General features: G+C 55.6%; 12 protein-coding genes and 1 riboswitch. Of the genes, 4 read left to right on the top strand and 8 right to left on the bottom strand.

All coding sequences use genetic code 11. The annotated features are described in order from the left end of the window. Positions 1–49: 49 nt before the first annotated feature. Positions 50–670 (bottom strand): TIGR04211 family SH3 domain-containing protein, encoded by a 621-nt coding sequence (locus tag ACWHWP_RS20125; RefSeq protein ID WP_024906484.1) that lies wholly within the window; start codon positions 668–670, stop codon positions 50–52. Between the two features lie 229 nt (positions 671–899). Between ACWHWP_RS20125 and ACWHWP_RS20120 the strand changes: the two genes are divergently transcribed. The 3 genes from ACWHWP_RS20120 to hldE are packed head-to-tail and all read left to right on the top strand — an operon-like array spanning position 900 to position 6,549. After that, positions 900–2,201, top strand: a complete 1,302-nt coding sequence (locus ACWHWP_RS20120; protein WP_447856204.1) for a CYTH domain-containing protein — start codon at positions 900–902, stop codon at positions 2,199–2,201. Between the two features lie 21 nt (positions 2,202–2,222). Then, the gene (gene glnE / locus ACWHWP_RS20115) at positions 2,223–5,078 is read left to right on the top strand and encodes a bifunctional [glutamate--ammonia ligase]-adenylyl-L-tyrosine phosphorylase/[glutamate--ammonia-ligase] adenylyltransferase (protein WP_447856203.1); all 2,856 of its coding nucleotides are present in this window, start codon (positions 2,223–2,225) and stop codon (positions 5,076–5,078) included. A gap of 40 nt (positions 5,079–5,118) precedes the next feature. Then, a complete protein-coding gene (hldE, locus tag ACWHWP_RS20110; RefSeq protein ID WP_047347819.1) occupies positions 5,119–6,549 on the top strand; it encodes a bifunctional D-glycero-beta-D-manno-heptose-7-phosphate kinase/D-glycero-beta-D-manno-heptose 1-phosphate adenylyltransferase HldE in 1,431 nt (476 codons plus the stop codon). A 96-nt stretch (positions 6,550–6,645) separates the two neighbouring features. Here hldE and ubiK read toward each other — a convergent pair whose 3' ends face one another. Continuing rightward, positions 6,646–6,942: a ubiquinone biosynthesis accessory factor UbiK gene (gene ubiK, locus ACWHWP_RS20105; protein ID WP_013098757.1), complete on the bottom strand. Its 297-nt coding sequence runs from the start codon at positions 6,940–6,942 to the stop codon at positions 6,646–6,648. A 121-nt stretch (positions 6,943–7,063) separates the two neighbouring features. Continuing rightward, positions 7,064–7,214, top strand: a riboswitch (FMN riboswitch). Between the two features lie 106 nt (positions 7,215–7,320). On the opposite strand from ubiK, the gene ribB reads away from it, so the two are divergent. Continuing rightward, positions 7,321–7,974 (top strand): 3,4-dihydroxy-2-butanone-4-phosphate synthase, encoded by a 654-nt coding sequence (gene ribB, locus ACWHWP_RS20100; protein ID WP_033146666.1) that lies wholly within the window; start codon positions 7,321–7,323, stop codon positions 7,972–7,974. A gap of 44 nt (positions 7,975–8,018) precedes the next feature. Here ribB and ACWHWP_RS20095 read toward each other — a convergent pair whose 3' ends face one another. The 6 genes from ACWHWP_RS20095 to ACWHWP_RS20070 form a co-directional block, all read right to left on the bottom strand. Beyond that, entirely contained in the window at positions 8,019–9,077 is a 1,059-nt protein-coding gene (locus tag ACWHWP_RS20095; RefSeq protein WP_059310582.1) for a hypothetical protein, read from the bottom strand. Then, positions 9,061–9,816, bottom strand: coding sequence for a fimbrial biogenesis chaperone (locus tag ACWHWP_RS20090; RefSeq protein WP_059310606.1), 756 nt, complete (start codon positions 9,814–9,816; stop codon positions 9,061–9,063). Before ACWHWP_RS20090 ends, ACWHWP_RS20095 begins: the two co-directional genes overlap by 17 nt. 8 nt (positions 9,817–9,824) lie before the next feature. Next, positions 9,825–12,263, bottom strand: a complete 2,439-nt coding sequence (locus tag ACWHWP_RS20085; RefSeq protein WP_447856202.1) for a fimbria/pilus outer membrane usher protein — start codon at positions 12,261–12,263, stop codon at positions 9,825–9,827. Positions 12,264–12,336: 73 nt separating this feature from the next. Continuing rightward, positions 12,337–12,894, bottom strand: a complete 558-nt coding sequence (locus ACWHWP_RS20080; protein ID WP_447856201.1) for a fimbrial protein — start codon at positions 12,892–12,894, stop codon at positions 12,337–12,339. A 214-nt stretch (positions 12,895–13,108) separates the two neighbouring features. Next, the gene (locus ACWHWP_RS20075; protein ID WP_447856722.1) at positions 13,109–14,170 is read right to left on the bottom strand and encodes a pilus assembly protein; all 1,062 of its coding nucleotides are present in this window, start codon (positions 14,168–14,170) and stop codon (positions 13,109–13,111) included. Positions 14,171–14,172: 2 nt separating this feature from the next. Beyond that, complete coding sequence (locus tag ACWHWP_RS20070; RefSeq protein ID WP_059310586.1) at positions 14,173–14,907, bottom strand: fimbrial biogenesis chaperone; 735 nt, start codon at positions 14,905–14,907, stop codon at positions 14,173–14,175. Between the last annotated feature and the right edge of the window lie 15 nt (positions 14,908–14,922).

The following is a 14,922-nucleotide window of genomic DNA, read 5'->3' as shown; positions in this document are numbered from 1 at the left end:
CCGTTTTCTCTTTTCCAGAATGATACGTAAGTCTGGCAGAGAAGACGAATTAGTTCATCCAGCGGTCTTTACGCTTACGGCTTGGGATCAGATGCGGCAGAACCAGACCCAGCACCAGACCAACGCCCAGCACGCCGCCGCCATACATGAACCACTGCATGATGATGGTGCGCTGTTTGTCATCGAGCTGCAGATTGGCGGCATTCACTTTCTTCTGCGCGACAATCAGCTCATTTTTCAGTTTCTGGTTCTCTTCTTTCAGACCGTTAATCACGCCGTCGCTTTGCGCCACTTTCTGCTGCATTTCAGCGGTGCGCTGGTTCCAGGTTCCGTCGATGTTGTTCAGCTTATCGGTCAGGGTTTTCACCTGGTTTTCCAGATCCGGGACGCGGGTGCGCAGGCTTGGTACGGTGCTCAGCTCTTTCAGCGGGATCCATGAAGTACGACCGGTGCTGTCGCGCACCTGGCCGTAGTTGGTGTCCGCGTTGGTCTGTAACAGCGTGACTTCCTCGCCGGCATTTACCGTACCCACGAGGCGATAATTGTCTCCAGGGCCACTGCGTACCCAGGTGTTCAGTTCGTCAGAAACGTAACGCTTCTCTTCAGCGTGCACTGCGGTTGCGGCGCTAAAAGCGAGTAAAGTAAGTCCAATCAGGCGTAATTTAAGCATCATTAGTCGTTATTTTCATAAATAGTGGAACGATAGTAGTGGCAACAGTGTCTCTACGCAAAGCATTCATCAGCAATCAGAATCATCTGTGTCACGACTCTACACATTTACGCCCGTCAAATTGCTCATTGCATGGCAATTTGGCGCAAAATACTATGTACTGACAAACAAATGGCGAGGAAGTTCGCCCTCATTGACGCGTCTGTGACGCCCGCAAAAGTACAAGGCTATGGCTCAGGAAATCGAATTAAAATTTATCGTCGAAAAAGACAGCGTTGACGCACTCCGCCAGCATCTGCATACGCTTTCCGGCGAACACCATGCACCGGTACAACTGCTTAATATCTATTACGAAACGCCGGACAACTGGCTGCGCCGCCACGATATGGGGCTGCGCATCCGCGGTGCGAACGGTCGCTACGAGATGACGATGAAAATTGCCGGCCGTGTGGTCGGCGGTTTGCATCAGCGCCCGGAGTACAATATCGACATCAGTAAGCCAGAACTTGAGCTGGAACGTTTCCCTGCCGAAGTCTGGCCGGAAGGCGAGCTGCCTTCCACGCTGGCGGAGCAGGTGCAACCGCTGTTCAGCACCGATTTCTGGCGTGAAAAATGGCTGGTGACGGAAGGCAAAAGCCGCATCGAAATCGCCCTGGATTTGGGTGACGTGAAGGCGGGAGAGTTCCATGAGCCGATTTGCGAACTGGAGCTTGAGCTGCTGGAAGGGGATGCGAATGACGTGCTGAAGCTGGCGCGCAGGCTGGTGAACCAGTCCGGATTACGTCAGGGGAGCCTGAGCAAAGCCGCTCGGGGTTACCATCTGGCCGCCGGGAATGCGCCGCGCGTGCTGAAAGAGACGACCATTTTGCACGTTGCGCCGAAAGCCAGCGTTGAACAGGGCCTGGAGGCCGCGCTGGAGCTGGCGCTTTCTCAGTGGCAGTACCACGAAGAGCTGTGGGTGCGAAACGTGAAAAACGCCAAATCCCACGTGCTGGCGGCGATTGCCCTGGTGCGCCATACCCTGACGCTCTTCGGCGGTATCGTGCCTCGAAAAGCGAGCGCTCACTTACGTGATCTGCTGACGCAAACCGAAACGCTGATGCACTCCGACGTCTCTGCGCAAACGGCGATCTACAGCCCGCAAAACGCGACGGCAAAACTGGCGCTGACCGAGTTTCTGGTGACGCGCGGCTGGCGTTCGTTCCTGGATGCGAAAGCAGAGGCCAAAATCGCGGAAAACTTCAAACGCTTCGCGGATATTCATCTTTCCCGCCATGCCGCTGAGCTGAAGACCACGTTTGCCTATCCGCTTGGCGACCAGTATGGCGATCAACTTCCCCGCCTTTCGCGCAACGTCGACAGCATGCTGCTGCTTTCCGGCGCTTATGACGGCGCGAAGGCCCAGGCCTGGCTGGAAAACTGGCAGGGACTGAAGCATGCCATTGAAACCCGTCAGCATATCGAGATTGAGCATTTCCGTAACGAGGCCATTTCGCAGGAGCCGTTCTGGCTGCACAGCGGAAAACGTTAACTCTGGCAAGGAACCCCAAAAATGCCGCTTTCTTCGCAGTTACAGCAGCAGTGGCAGACCGTTTGCGAACGTCTGCCTGAGTCATTACCGGCGTCATCGTTAAGCGAGCAGGCAAAGAGCGTGCTCGTATTCAGTGATTTTGTGCAGGAAAGTATCACCGCCAACCCGGACTGGCTGGCGGAGCTTGAGAACTCACCGCCGCAGGCAGACGAGTGGCGGCACTATGCTGGCTGGCTGCAGGCTGCACTCGAAGACGTTGCGGATGAGGCCACGCTGATGCGCGTCCTGCGCCAGTTCCGTCGTCGGGTGATGGTGCGCATTGCCTGGGCGCAGGCGCTGGAGCAGGTGAGCGAAGAGAGCACGCTGCAGCAGTTAAGCGAGCTGGCGCAGACGTTGATCGTCGCCGCGCGAGACTGGCTCTACGCCGCCTGCTGTAAAGAGTGGGGCACGCCGTGCAGCGAGGAAGGGGTTCCTCAGCCGCTGTTGATTCTGGGGATGGGCAAGCTGGGCGGCTGCGAGCTGAACTTCTCCTCCGATATCGACCTGATTTTTGCCTGGCCGGAGAACGGCTCCACGCGTGGCGGGCGTCGCGAGCTGGACAATGCGCAGTTCTTTACCCGTCTCGGCCAGCGCCTGATTAAGGCGCTGGACCAGCCCACGCAGGACGGTTTTGTTTACCGCGTTGACATGCGCCTGCGTCCGTTTGGCGACAGCGGGCCGCTGGTGCTGAGCTTTGCGGCGCTGGAAGATTATTACCAGGAGCAGGGACGCGACTGGGAGCGTTACGCGATGGTCAAAGCGCGGATCATGGGCGACAGCGACGACGCTTACGCCAACGAGCTGCGCGCCATGCTGCGCCCGTTCGTGTTCCGTCGCTATATCGACTTCAGCGTGATCCAGTCCCTGCGAAATATGAAAGGGATGATTGCCCGCGAGGTGCGCCGCCGTGGTCTGAAGGACAATATCAAGCTCGGCGCGGGCGGCATCCGCGAAATCGAATTTATCGTCCAGGTCTTCCAGCTTATTCGCGGCGGACGCGAGCCGTCGCTGCAGTCCCGTTCGCTGTTACCGACGCTGAGCGCCATTGCGCAGCTGCATCTCCTGCCGGACGGCGACGCGCAAACCCTGCGCGAGGCCTATCTTTTCCTGCGTCGTCTGGAAAATCTGCTGCAAAGCATCAACGACGAACAGACTCAGACCCTGCCGGGCGACGACCTGAACCGGGCGCGTCTGGCCTGGGGAATGCGCGTGGAAGAGTGGTCAACGCTGACCGAACGGCTCGATGCCCATATGGCAGGCGTGCGCCGCATCTTTAACGAGCTGATCGGCGATGACGAAAGTGAGTCGCAGGACGATGCGCTCTCCGAACACTGGCGCGAGCTGTGGCAGGATGCGCTTCAGGAAGATGACACCACGCCGGTGCTGACGCACTTAACCGACGACGCGCGTCATCGCGTGGTGGCGCTGATCGCTGATTTCCGCCTTGAGCTGAACAAACGCGCCATCGGCCCGCGCGGTCGTCAGGTGCTGGATCACCTGATGCCGCACCTGTTGAGCGAAGTCTGCTCGCGGGCGGATGCGCCGGTGCCGCTTTCGCGGATGATGCCGCTGCTGAGCGGGATTATCACGCGTACCACGTATCTTGAACTCCTGAGCGAGTTCCCCGGCGCGCTGAAGCACCTGATTACGCTCTGCGCCGCGTCGCCGATGGTGGCCAACAAGCTGGCGCGTTACCCGCTGCTGCTGGATGAGCTGCTCGATCCGAATACCCTTTATCAGCCGACGGCGACCGACGCCTACCGGGACGAGCTGCGCCAGTATCTGCTGCGCGTGCCGGAAGAGGACGAAGAGCAACAGCTGGAGGCGCTGCGTCAGTTTAAGCAGGCCCAGATGCTGCGCGTGGCGGCCGCGGATATCGCCGGAACGCTGCCGGTAATGAAAGTGAGCGATCACTTAACCTGGCTGGCGGAAGCGATTATCGACGCGGTGGTGCATCAGGCATGGGTGCAGATGGTGGCGCGCTACGGCCAGCCGAAACACCTGGCCGACCGTGACGGCCGCGGGTTCGCGGTGGTGGGTTACGGTAAGCTCGGCGGCTGGGAGCTGGGCTATAGCTCCGATCTGGATTTAATCTTCCTTCACGACTGCCCGGTTGACGTGATGACCGACGGCGAGCGCGAGATTGACGGGCGGCAGTTCTACCTGCGCCTGGCGCAGCGCATCATGCACCTGTTCAGCACCCGCACCTCGTCGGGCATTTTGTATGAAGTGGATGCCCGTCTGCGCCCGTCCGGCGCGGCGGGTATGCTGGTCACTTCGACGGAGTCCTTCGCCGATTACCAGAAGAATGAAGCCTGGACGTGGGAGCACCAGGCGCTGGTGCGCGCCCGCGTGGTGTATGGCGATCCGCAGCTCAAAACGCAGTTTGACGTCATCCGCAGGGAGGTCATGACCACCCCGCGTGACGGCAGTACGTTGCAGACCGAAGTGCGCGAAATGCGCGAGAAAATGCGTGCGCACTTAGGCAATAAGCATCGCGATCGCTTTGATATTAAAGCCGATGAGGGTGGAATTACCGATATTGAGTTTATTACCCAGTATCTGGTGCTGCTGCACGCGCACGACAAGCCGAAGCTCACTCGCTGGTCGGATAACGTGCGCATTCTGGAACTGTTGGCGCAAAACGACATTATGGACGAGCAGGAGGCGCAGGCCTTAACCCGCGCCTACACCACGCTGCGCGATGAGCTGCATCATCTGGCGTTGCAGGAGCAGCCGGGGCACGTGGCGCTGGACTGTTTCACCGCCGAACGCGCTCAGGTAACGGCCAGCTGGCAGAAGTGGCTGGTGGAACCGTGCGTAACAAATCAAGTGTGATATTATCGCGCGCAAATTGTGAATCTTTCTGGAGTCAGGAATGAAAGTAACACTGCCAGAGTTTGAACGTGCTGGGGTAATGGTTGTTGGGGATGTGATGCTGGATCGCTACTGGTATGGGCCGACCAGCCGCATCTCTCCGGAAGCACCGGTACCGGTAGTTAAGGTCGACACCATTGAAGAGCGTCCCGGCGGCGCGGCAAACGTGGCGATGAACATTGCCTCTCTGGGCGCGCATTCGCGTCTGGTGGGCCTGACCGGCATCGACGATGCGGCCCGCGCGCTGAGCAAGTCGCTGGCGGACGTGAACGTGAAGTGCGACTTCGTTTCTGTTCCGACCCACCCGACGATCACGAAACTGCGCGTACTGTCGCGTAACCAGCAGCTGATCCGCCTCGACTTTGAAGAAGGGTTCGAAGGCGTTGATCCTGAGCCGCTGCACGAGCGTATCAACCAGGCGCTGGGCAATATCGGCGCGCTGGTGCTGTCTGACTATGCGAAAGGTGCCCTGGCCAGCGTGCAGACGATGATCCAGCTGGCGCGTAAAGCCAGCGTGCCGGTGCTGATCGACCCGAAAGGGACCGATTTTGAGCGCTATCGCGGCGCGACGCTGCTGACGCCAAACCTGTCAGAGTTTGAGGCGGTGGCGGGCAAGTGCAAAACCGAAGAAGAGCTGGTTGAGCGCGGCATGAAGATCATCGCTGACTTCGAGCTGTCCGCGCTGCTGGTGACTCGCTCCGAGCAGGGAATGACGCTGTTGCAGCCAGGCAAAGCGCCGCTGCATATGCCAACCCAGGCGCAGGAAGTGTACGACGTAACCGGTGCCGGTGATACGGTGATTGGCGTCCTGGCGGCGACGCTGGCGGCGGGTAATTCTCTCGAAGAAGCGTGCTACTTTGCGAACGCGGCGGCGGGCGTGGTGGTCGGTAAGCTCGGGACGTCTACCGTTTCGCCTATCGAACTGGAAAACGCGGTGCGCGGTCGTGCCGATACCGGTTTTGGCGTCATGAGCGAAGACGAGCTGAAAGTGGCCGTCGCCGCTGCGCGCAAGCGCGGTGAGAAAGTGGTGATGACCAACGGCGTGTTCGACATCCTGCATGCGGGCCATGTTTCCTATCTGGCGAATGCGCGCAAGCTGGGCGATCGCCTGATTGTGGCGGTTAACAGCGATGCGTCGACGAAACGCCTGAAGGGTGAAACGCGTCCGGTGAACCCGCTGGAGCAGCGTATGATCGTGCTTGGCGCGCTGGAAGCCGTGGACTGGGTGGTGTCGTTTGAAGAAGACACGCCGCAGCGCCTGATTGCCGGTATTCTGCCAGACCTGCTGGTGAAAGGCGGGGATTACAAACCGGAGCAAATCGCGGGGAGCGAAGAGGTCTGGGCCAACGGCGGTGAGGTGATGGTGCTCAACTTTGAGGACGGGTGTTCAACCACCAACATCATTAAGAAGATCCAGAAAGACAGTCAGTAGTCCGTGCGGGCTGATGCCCTCACCCCAACCCTCTCCCACAGGGAGAGGGCGCAAACCAAAAAGAACGGCAACCGAGGTTGCCGTTTTGCATTGATTTTAGGCCTGGTCGTCCACCGGCGGAATCGCCGGTGCCGGCTTCACTTCTTCCGGGGTATTGCGGTTTTCCAGCTCGGTCAGGCGCTGTTCCAGCAGCGCCAGCTTTTCGCGGGTGCGCAGCAGAACCTGGGTTTGCACGTCAAACTCTTCGCGGCTCACTAAATCAAGGCGAACCAACTGCGCCTGCAGCGTCTGGCGGATTTTCTTCTCAACGTCATCACCAAACTCACGAATGCCTTTTGGCATGGACTCGTGAACCTGACGCGCAATTTGCTCAATTTTCTTCGGGTCAATCATAGCGGCTTCCCTTGATAAAACGGTGTTGATGAACATTGTAGCGCGTCATGCTCCAGGATAAAGCAGATTTGTTTGAAGCTTATGCATTGCCCAGATTAATCAATAGCGTTATAGTTATCTCGCTTATTCTCAGGGCGGGGCGAAATTCCCCACCGGCGGTAAATCAGCTTAACGCTGAAAGCCCGCGAGCGCTTTGGGTAAATACTCAAAGGTCAGCAGATCCGGTGTAATTCCGGGGCCGACGGTTAGAGTCCGGATGGGAGAGAGTAACGATCCAGTCGGGCATGGGCCCGCTCACGTTATCTTTTTGCCGCTTGTACGGCGCTCCTAAGACTGCCCTGATTCTGGTAACCATAATGTTAATGAGGTTTTTTTACCATGAATCAGACGCTACTTTCCTCTTTTGGCACTTCAACTCAACGTGTTGAACATGCACTGGATGCACTGCGCGAAGGCCGCGGTGTGATGGTGCTTGACGATGAAAACCGTGAAAACGAAGGCGATATGATTTTCGCCGCCGAAAACATGACCGTTGAACAGATGGCGCTGACCATCCGTCACGGCAGCGGCATCGTATGCCTGTGTATTACCGAAGACCGTCGTAAGCAGCTCGACCTGCCGATGATGGTCGAAAACAACACCAGCGCTTTTGGTACCGGGTTTACCGTGACCATCGAAGCGGCGCACGGCGTGACGACCGGTGTGTCTGCGGCTGACCGTCTGACCACCGTTCGTGCTGCGATTGCCGATGGTGCTAAGCCGTCCGACCTGCATCGTCCAGGCCACGTCTTCCCACTGCGCGCGCAGGCGGGCGGCGTGCTGACCCGTGGCGGTCATACCGAAGCGACTATCGACCTGGTGACGCTGGCAGGCTTCAAACCTGCGGGTGTGCTGTGTGAACTGACCAACGATGATGGCACCATGGCGCGCGCGCCGGAGTGCATCACTTTTGCGCGTCTGCACAACATGCCGGTGGTGACCATTGAAGATCTGGTGGAGTATCGCCAGGCGCACGAGCGCAAAGCCAGCTGAACGTGCTGATGTGAAAAAGCCGGGGAAACCCGGCTTTTTTGTGTCTAGTGGTAGTTGATTTTGAATAGCACGACGGTTTCAAAAGGGCCTGAAACAATGCCCGAACCTTCGGCGTGAGAAAGCTCGGCGGTGTAGGTGGTTTCGAACTGCAGCACCGAACCGGTAAAATCGGCATACTCGTCATACTGATTGAAGGTATAGGGCTGTGTGCCGTTAAGAATACGCAGCTTTAAGCCGTTGCCGATAAGCAGTGCCGTGTCGTTGGCGGTGAGCGTTTTATCGGTATAAAACGAAGAGTCAATCTTAAACCCGTCGGAGCATTGCGCATCCTGCACCTTCGTCGTTTTTACCGAAAATGTGCGGGTTCGCGCGCCCTGATTCACGATGTCTCGCGCGCTGAAGGTGCCAAAATCGATCTCCTGATTCTCAGGATAAATACTGAACGTTGCCCCGCAGTCCAGCACTTTGATGTTTTCCAGCCCGTTAATATGATATTTAAGGTTTTTCGCATCAGAAAGGGTATTTACGCCCCCTTTGCCGTCAAACTGCACTACGATGTAATCTCCCAGCGTGCTGATATACCCCTGAGGCGGCGCTGCTTTGAGTTTGACGTACAGCCTGAAGCGCGCCACAAAGGTGCGTGAGGTATGAACGTCCCACGGATTCCCCGAACACACGTATTTCTCCCAGCCCATCGCTTTGAGCTGTTCAGGCGTGTAATTGCTCAGGCTGTTGTTGTCCAGACACTGGCGAGTGTCCGCACCGTAGGGTTGCCCGGCGGCATCGTAATCCGCACCCTCGTAGGTCACGCCCAGCTCGTAGTAAGGATCTGACACGGACGGGTAAGGGTTCACCCAGGCGAACACATCTTCATTCTCATGGTTTGAGGCGGTATTTCTGTCGCAGTAAACTGGGATCTTGATGTCGCTGGATTCCCAAATTTTTTGGCCGATCGTGGCGTTGCTGGGGATCGAAAATTCAGACACCGTTTTGGTTTGCTCAACCGGGCCGTTTTGCGTGCCGAGATAGCAGTTCAGCGCCAGCGCTTGCTTAAGCGGCGACATCACCCACAGCAGAAAGTAAAGCTTAACGAGATGTCGCATGTTGCCCTGCCTTGCGCGGCGTCAGCGTGCATTGGGTTGACCCGGAGCACGTTAAATTGACCTTGCGCAGCGCGCCATAATCATCAATGTACCCGATGGTGTAGCCTGTTCCTTCTGCCGTGCTCAGCGTCAGCGTGCGGGTCGCAAACGGATCGATCATCAGGCTGTCGAAGCCAGGCAGCATGGTTTTGCCGTTGTTGCTAAGCCACGCCAGCGTGACGAAGTACGGCGTAGGGTTATGCAGCGTCATGGTTTTACCCGACAGGGTGATGGCGAGCCGCATTTCCGTTTCCTCTCCGGGCTTTTTGTGAATAGCGTCTGGACGCCAGAACAGCTTGATGCGGCTTTGCATGGCAACCTGCATCACGCTGCGATCGTCTTTCGGGCTCTCGCTTTTAGGCGGCACTTCGCGCAGGTTGAAAAAGAACAGGGTCTCCCTGTCTTTCGGCAGCTCGCGTGTTGCCGGCTGTTTTACCACCCGCACCTGTGATGAGGTGCCTGGTTCAATGCGCTGCAGGGGAGGAAGCACCATAAAATGGCTGTCCTCTTTGCGCCCCTCACCATCTTCAATCCAGGCGAGCGCCAGATAGGGAAGCGCATGGCTCTGGTTTTCAATCGTCAGGCTGCTGGCTTTGTCGCTTTCGGGAAAGACAATTCGCGTGCGATCCAAATTGATCGCCGCGAACGAGGCGCAGGAGCCAAAGAGAAAAAGGGTTGCTGATAACAGGTGTAATTTCATCATGATATCTACTGGCAGGGCAGCATAAGCTGCGTCGTGTTTTCCAGAGAAGCGGGCAGGGAGAAGCGGCATTGCTGGCCGTCCCCCCACGTCACCGTAAAATGTTTTTCTGCTTTTACCGCACCCAGCCAGAGATGGCCGTTTTCGGCAACAATGCTGACTTCGGCGCCGGTCTCCTGGTCGTGAACCCGCGCGCCGAGCGGCGGCATGCCGGTGGGCGTGCGCAGAATGCCAACAACATCCTGCCCCTTACGGGTAGCGATTTGTCGATAACCTATGGCCCCCTCGGTCCATGTGGCGCGGATAATGCGACTGTCGACATCCACACCCTCCGGCAGAGCATTGAGATTGACCTGTACACTGGCAGGTAAATAGCTCGAAAAAGCCGGTAGCACGCCGATGCCAAACGCGTTGGTGGCGTCACGGGACATATTTAATGGGATATTGCCGATGCTTTCCGTGCTGACCATGACGCGCGGCTCGTTGCCATAGCTTCGGCGATGCAGTGCGGCACCCTGGGCAGTCGCGGTGAACGAGCCGTTCCAGCTCGCGCTGACCGAACGGTATTCGTTGGCCTTATAGCTTCCGGAAAGGTTGAGATCTCCCGTCCCGGCATAGTGCTGATAGGTACCGCTGAGCTGCGCGCCGGCGTCGGGCTTTTCACTTTCCGTACTCGCCGATATCCCCCAGGTGTTATTCCTGTCCGAGGCGTCGTACCAGGAGAGCGTCTGGCGCGTATTGTCACCGTTTCTCAGGTCGTAGCTCAGACGACGATCGGGGGCCAGCGGTACGCTCAGCGAGACGTAAACCTGCGTATCATCACCCTGGTCCTGATAATAGGTTTTGCTCCAGGAGGCCGTGACGGCAAGATTTTTCCAGCGACCCAGATCGAAGCTGTAGCCTGCCGTCAGGGTTCCCGTGGTGGAGGAGGCTCTGTCCCACCATGTCTGGCGCAGCATGCCGAGATACAGGTTCAAAGACAGGGCGGGAAGGTACTGGCTGGCGGTAACGCTCAGGGTCTGCTTTTCCGTCTCCTTATTGTCCTGCTCATTTTCAAGAAAACGGGCGTAGCTGAGAAATCGGCTGTCGGAGTAACGGTAGCTCGCAAGCGTAAGCTGGCTGCCGGTGGTGTCGAACCGTTTGCTGTAATTGATGCGGTAGCTGTATCCCGTCTGTTGAGCTTTACCGTCTGGCTGGCTGGTGGCCTGCGTGACATCAAACGAGAGCGCGCCCAGCACATCCAGGTTTTGTCCGATGCCCGCAGCCAGCGCGCGATAATCATTGCCGCTATTCAGTACGCCGCCGTACAGCGAGGTGTGGGACATCATGCCCCAGGAAAATTCGCTGCTCAGAAACGCATTGCCTTCAATGCGGTGCGAGCTGTCCTCACGGGCTTTCCCTCCCGACAGTTTGTAGCGAACCTGGCCTTTGCGGGTAAGGAATGGTACTGACGCCGCAGCAACCTGGAATGTGCTGGTACGTCCATCTTCTTCAGCGACCTTGACGTCCAGGGTGCCCTGTACGGACTGATTGATATCCTGAATCACAAAGGGGCCGGGCGGCACGTTGGTCTGATAGATAATCCGGTCAGACTGGCTGACGGTCACGGTTGCATTGGTCCGGGCGATGCCGGTGATTTGCGGCGCGTAGCCGCGCAGTGACCATGGAAGCATGCGCTCGTCGCTAATAAGCGAGGCGCCGGTATATGAAAAACCATCGAAAATATCGGACTGAAAATCAGACTCACCCAGCGTCAGCTTTGAACCCAATGATGGCAGAGGGCGAAAAAGGTAAGCGCGGGACAACCGGCCTTCGCTCTGCGAACCCTCATCGGTACGATTAAGGGCATACTGATAATCTCCCCGGAGCCGCCAGGCGCCCAGGTTCGCTCCGGCGGTCCCGTAGGTGTTCACGTTATCGCTGCCTGGCCCTTCATCTGGCTGGTAGCGACTGGCGAAGAGATTGTAATCCAGCAGTACGCCGGAGACGCCGTTGTCCCAGGTTGCAGGCGGCATCCAGTCGGTGGCGCGGTACTTTAGCCAGGCCTGAGGTATGGTTACCTCCAGCGTTTGTGTCGCCTGGATAAACTCGAAATGCACCTGCGGCAGACCGGAAAAATCGACGCAGCCTGTTTTATCGGCAAGCGTGCCGCGGATCTTGTCATCCAGGCCGAAAGTATCAGCCAGGTCTGCCGGAATGCAGACCTCCGTTGTGTCACCTTTTTTTTGCCAGCCCAGCTGCCAGCCAGCGGCAAGCGGGGTTTTATTTATCGAAACGGTAACGAAATAATATCCTGGAGCAATATGACGTTTATCTCTGAACTGTGATAAATCAATATTGCTGCGCTGATCTTTATCGATAGCGTTAATGTTAAACTCAACGGCGAGAAGCGGGTGTGAGATAAGAAAGCCTGCGATGATTAATCCTGGTGAACTGTATTTCATCATTCAGCTCGAAAATAAAATAACCGCAATGGCTGGCAAATATATTGCCAGCCGAAATAAAATTAACGATATTTGCTTATTTATACAGCAATACATAATTCGCGGTTGATTCAACCTGACCGGCCGTTGCTGTTTTACCGTTGACTACTTCCATCTGAGCTTTGAAATGCAGCGTCTGAGTAGAGGAACCTTCTGACAGGTCGACGCTGTTCGCGGAGCCCAGTGTAATGGGGGACTCTGCGTTATTCAGCAGACGAACCCCGACGTTCTGCGCACCGCCGGCATAGGTGTTGCTCATCAGGTTGCTATCGGTGGTGTCGGTTGCGGTGCTGCTGAAGGTCACATCCACCTTGGTGACGGGAGTTGCAGTTTCATCTGCAGCATCAAGCTGGCAGTTTTCCAGGTTAATATCAACCGGTACCGCGGTGGATTTTTTATTCGCATTCATCATCGCCGTGGTGAACTGGCCAAGTTCAATCTCTTTATCAATACTGTCTGGTGCAATATTACACGGTGCGTCAATAATAACGCCCTTAAAGGTGATTTTACCGGAGCCCTGATCGCTTGCCAGTGCAGTGCCAGAGATAAGAGAGGTTAACGCAACCGCTAAAAGTGCTTTTGAAATATTTCGCATGAAATATCCTTTTATGAATAATGTTTAAAATGTATTTGTTTTCGAGGCAGTCGCATTCTAAAACTAATTGTAACGGTCTGTGATTAAAAAATAATTAAAGACTCATTAAGCTTTGATTCATTAATTATTGAAGTGAATGGCTTATGCAGAAAAAGAGAGGGTGAAATGCTAAAAGAGCAGACCAACATGAGATGCTGGTCTGCTTTTTGATCAATTATTGATAATTGATTTTGACAATAATGTCTTTAATGAAGGGTCCGAGAGCAATGGCTTCACCCGGTTTGCGGGTGAGTTCAGCCGTATAATCGTGAGTTAGCGTCGTCACCGTATCATCAGGGTGATAGGTTGCAAAAGGAAGATACTGATTGTACGTCACGTCGCCGTTGGTTTTATCAATGAGACGCATGAGTAAACCATTTCCCATGTCCAGATGCGTATCATCGTAGAGCGTATCGGTGGTGTAAAAGCTGGTCGTTACGTCAAACTGTTCTGAACAGCCTGCAGTGGCATCCCGGATTGTCGAAATGCTAAACGGTGAGGTGAGGGCGCTGGTGCTGACTGCACTCTCCGTAAACTGGCCAAAATTCACAATCTGATTTTCAGGATAGATCCGGATATCCACACCGCAGTCCAGGAAGTGAATATTGGAGAGGCCGGCGATATCGTAATGCAGGTTTTTGGCACCAGGCATGACATTTATTCCGCCAACACCATCAAAGGTAAGTACGGTGACCGAAGGGAATGTGAAGTCAAACTGCTCTTTTGGTACCGCTTTTAACTTTACGTAGAGGCGAAACCGCACGGTGAAAGTGACGTTTTTTTGTATTGTGGTACCGTTACACGCTGCGACTTTATATTCCCCGTAAAAGTCCTCTTTTTTATCGAGACAGGCGCCGGTATCAATTTTGATATCAGGGGTATCATAGTCAACGCCGTTATAGGTCACCCCAAATGCCAGATAGGGATTGTTGGTCATCAGGCTATCGGTATTATGAAAACTGTCCAGGATATAGGCATATATATTTTCACTCCATGGATCCTGGTCGACCGGCTTAGTGTGATCGCGCGTAGCGTTATCGCAATACACCGTCACCAGCAAATCGCCGCTTTCCCAGATTTTTTGGCCGGCAGGGGCGTTTGCGGGCACGGTGAAAGCCGGCAACGTGGTTGTCACCAGGCTTGCCCCCCCTTTTGAACCTTTATAGCATTCCAGCGCCCATGCGGATGATGAGAACAAACAAAATAATGCGATTGCAGCGAAGCAGATCCTTTTCATCATTATCCCTTTTTCACCGGCTTGCTCTGACAGGTGTTTTGCACCGCATTACAGTTCACTTTAAACATTTCCAGCCCGCCGTAATCTCCAACATAGCCTATCTGAAATTCTGCAGGTAAATTCCGCAGCGTCTGAGAGGCCTGGCCGAAAGGTTCAACCATCACGCTTTCTGCACCCGGTAACAGCGTTTTGCCATTCAGTCCGATATATCCCACGGTGATGTAATAGGGGCTGTAATTTTTGAGTTGCAGACCGTCAGCCGAGCGGGATATGACCACTTTTTCCAGCGGCACAAATTGTCCCTCTTTCAGCTCAATGGCTTTTGGCCGCCAGAACAGTTTAAGCCGGCTTTGCATGGCGATTTGCATCACGTTCTTCTGCTCGGCTTTGGGCGGGATCTCCCGCATGTTGTAATAAAACAGCGACTCGCGATCGGCGGGCAGTTTGCTGAGGTTTTGCTGTGCCATCAGGCGAACCTGCGCCTGTTCGTCAGGCTCGATACGCAACAGTGGCGGAATAGGGGAGATAAACTCGCGCGTTTTTTTTCCCTCTTTATCCTCAATCCAGGACTGAGCCAGATAAGGGGCGGTTTTACTCTGGTTCGTCAGTCTGACCGACACGCTTTTTGCTGAGGCGTTGAAAATGATGCGCGTTCTGTCTGGCGATACGGTGGCATGTGCAATACCGCACACGGCCAGCATGTAGATAAGTCCTTTTGTTAAAAAAGTCATGTTCATTTTATTCGTCCTGAA

This window comes from Enterobacter sp. WI-ESBL-E8 (genome assembly GCF_053364895.1).
This window is presented reverse-complemented; position numbering and strand designations above follow the sequence as displayed.

Excerpts from the sequence above, each read along its gene's own strand:
- ACWHWP_RS20125 (WP_024906484.1), bottom strand. The coding sequence starts at position 670 with ATGCTTAAATTACGCCTGATTGGACTTACTTTACTCGCTTTTAGCGCC.
- ACWHWP_RS20120 (WP_447856204.1), top strand. The coding sequence starts at position 900 with ATGGCTCAGGAAATCGAATTAAAATTTATCGTCGAAAAAGACAGCGTT.
- glnE (WP_447856203.1), top strand. The coding sequence starts at position 2,223 with ATGCCGCTTTCTTCGCAGTTACAGCAGCAGTGGCAGACCGTTTGCGAA.
- hldE (WP_047347819.1), top strand. The coding sequence starts at position 5,119 with ATGAAAGTAACACTGCCAGAGTTTGAACGTGCTGGGGTAATGGTTGTT.
- ubiK (WP_013098757.1), bottom strand. The coding sequence starts at position 6,942 with ATGATTGACCCGAAGAAAATTGAGCAAATTGCGCGTCAGGTTCACGAG.
- ribB (WP_033146666.1), top strand. The coding sequence starts at position 7,321 with ATGAATCAGACGCTACTTTCCTCTTTTGGCACTTCAACTCAACGTGTT.
- ACWHWP_RS20095 (WP_059310582.1), bottom strand. The coding sequence starts at position 9,077 with ATGCGACATCTCGTTAAGCTTTACTTTCTGCTGTGGGTGATGTCGCCG.
- ACWHWP_RS20090 (WP_059310606.1), bottom strand. The coding sequence starts at position 9,816 with ATGAAATTACACCTGTTATCAGCAACCCTTTTTCTCTTTGGCTCCTGC.
- ACWHWP_RS20085 (WP_447856202.1), bottom strand. The coding sequence starts at position 12,263 with ATGATGAAATACAGTTCACCAGGATTAATCATCGCAGGCTTTCTTATC.
- ACWHWP_RS20080 (WP_447856201.1), bottom strand. The coding sequence starts at position 12,894 with ATGCGAAATATTTCAAAAGCACTTTTAGCGGTTGCGTTAACCTCTCTT.
- ACWHWP_RS20075 (WP_447856722.1), bottom strand. The coding sequence starts at position 14,170 with ATGAAAAGGATCTGCTTCGCTGCAATCGCATTATTTTGTTTGTTCTCA.
- ACWHWP_RS20070 (WP_059310586.1), bottom strand. The coding sequence starts at position 14,907 with ATGAACATGACTTTTTTAACAAAAGGACTTATCTACATGCTGGCCGTG.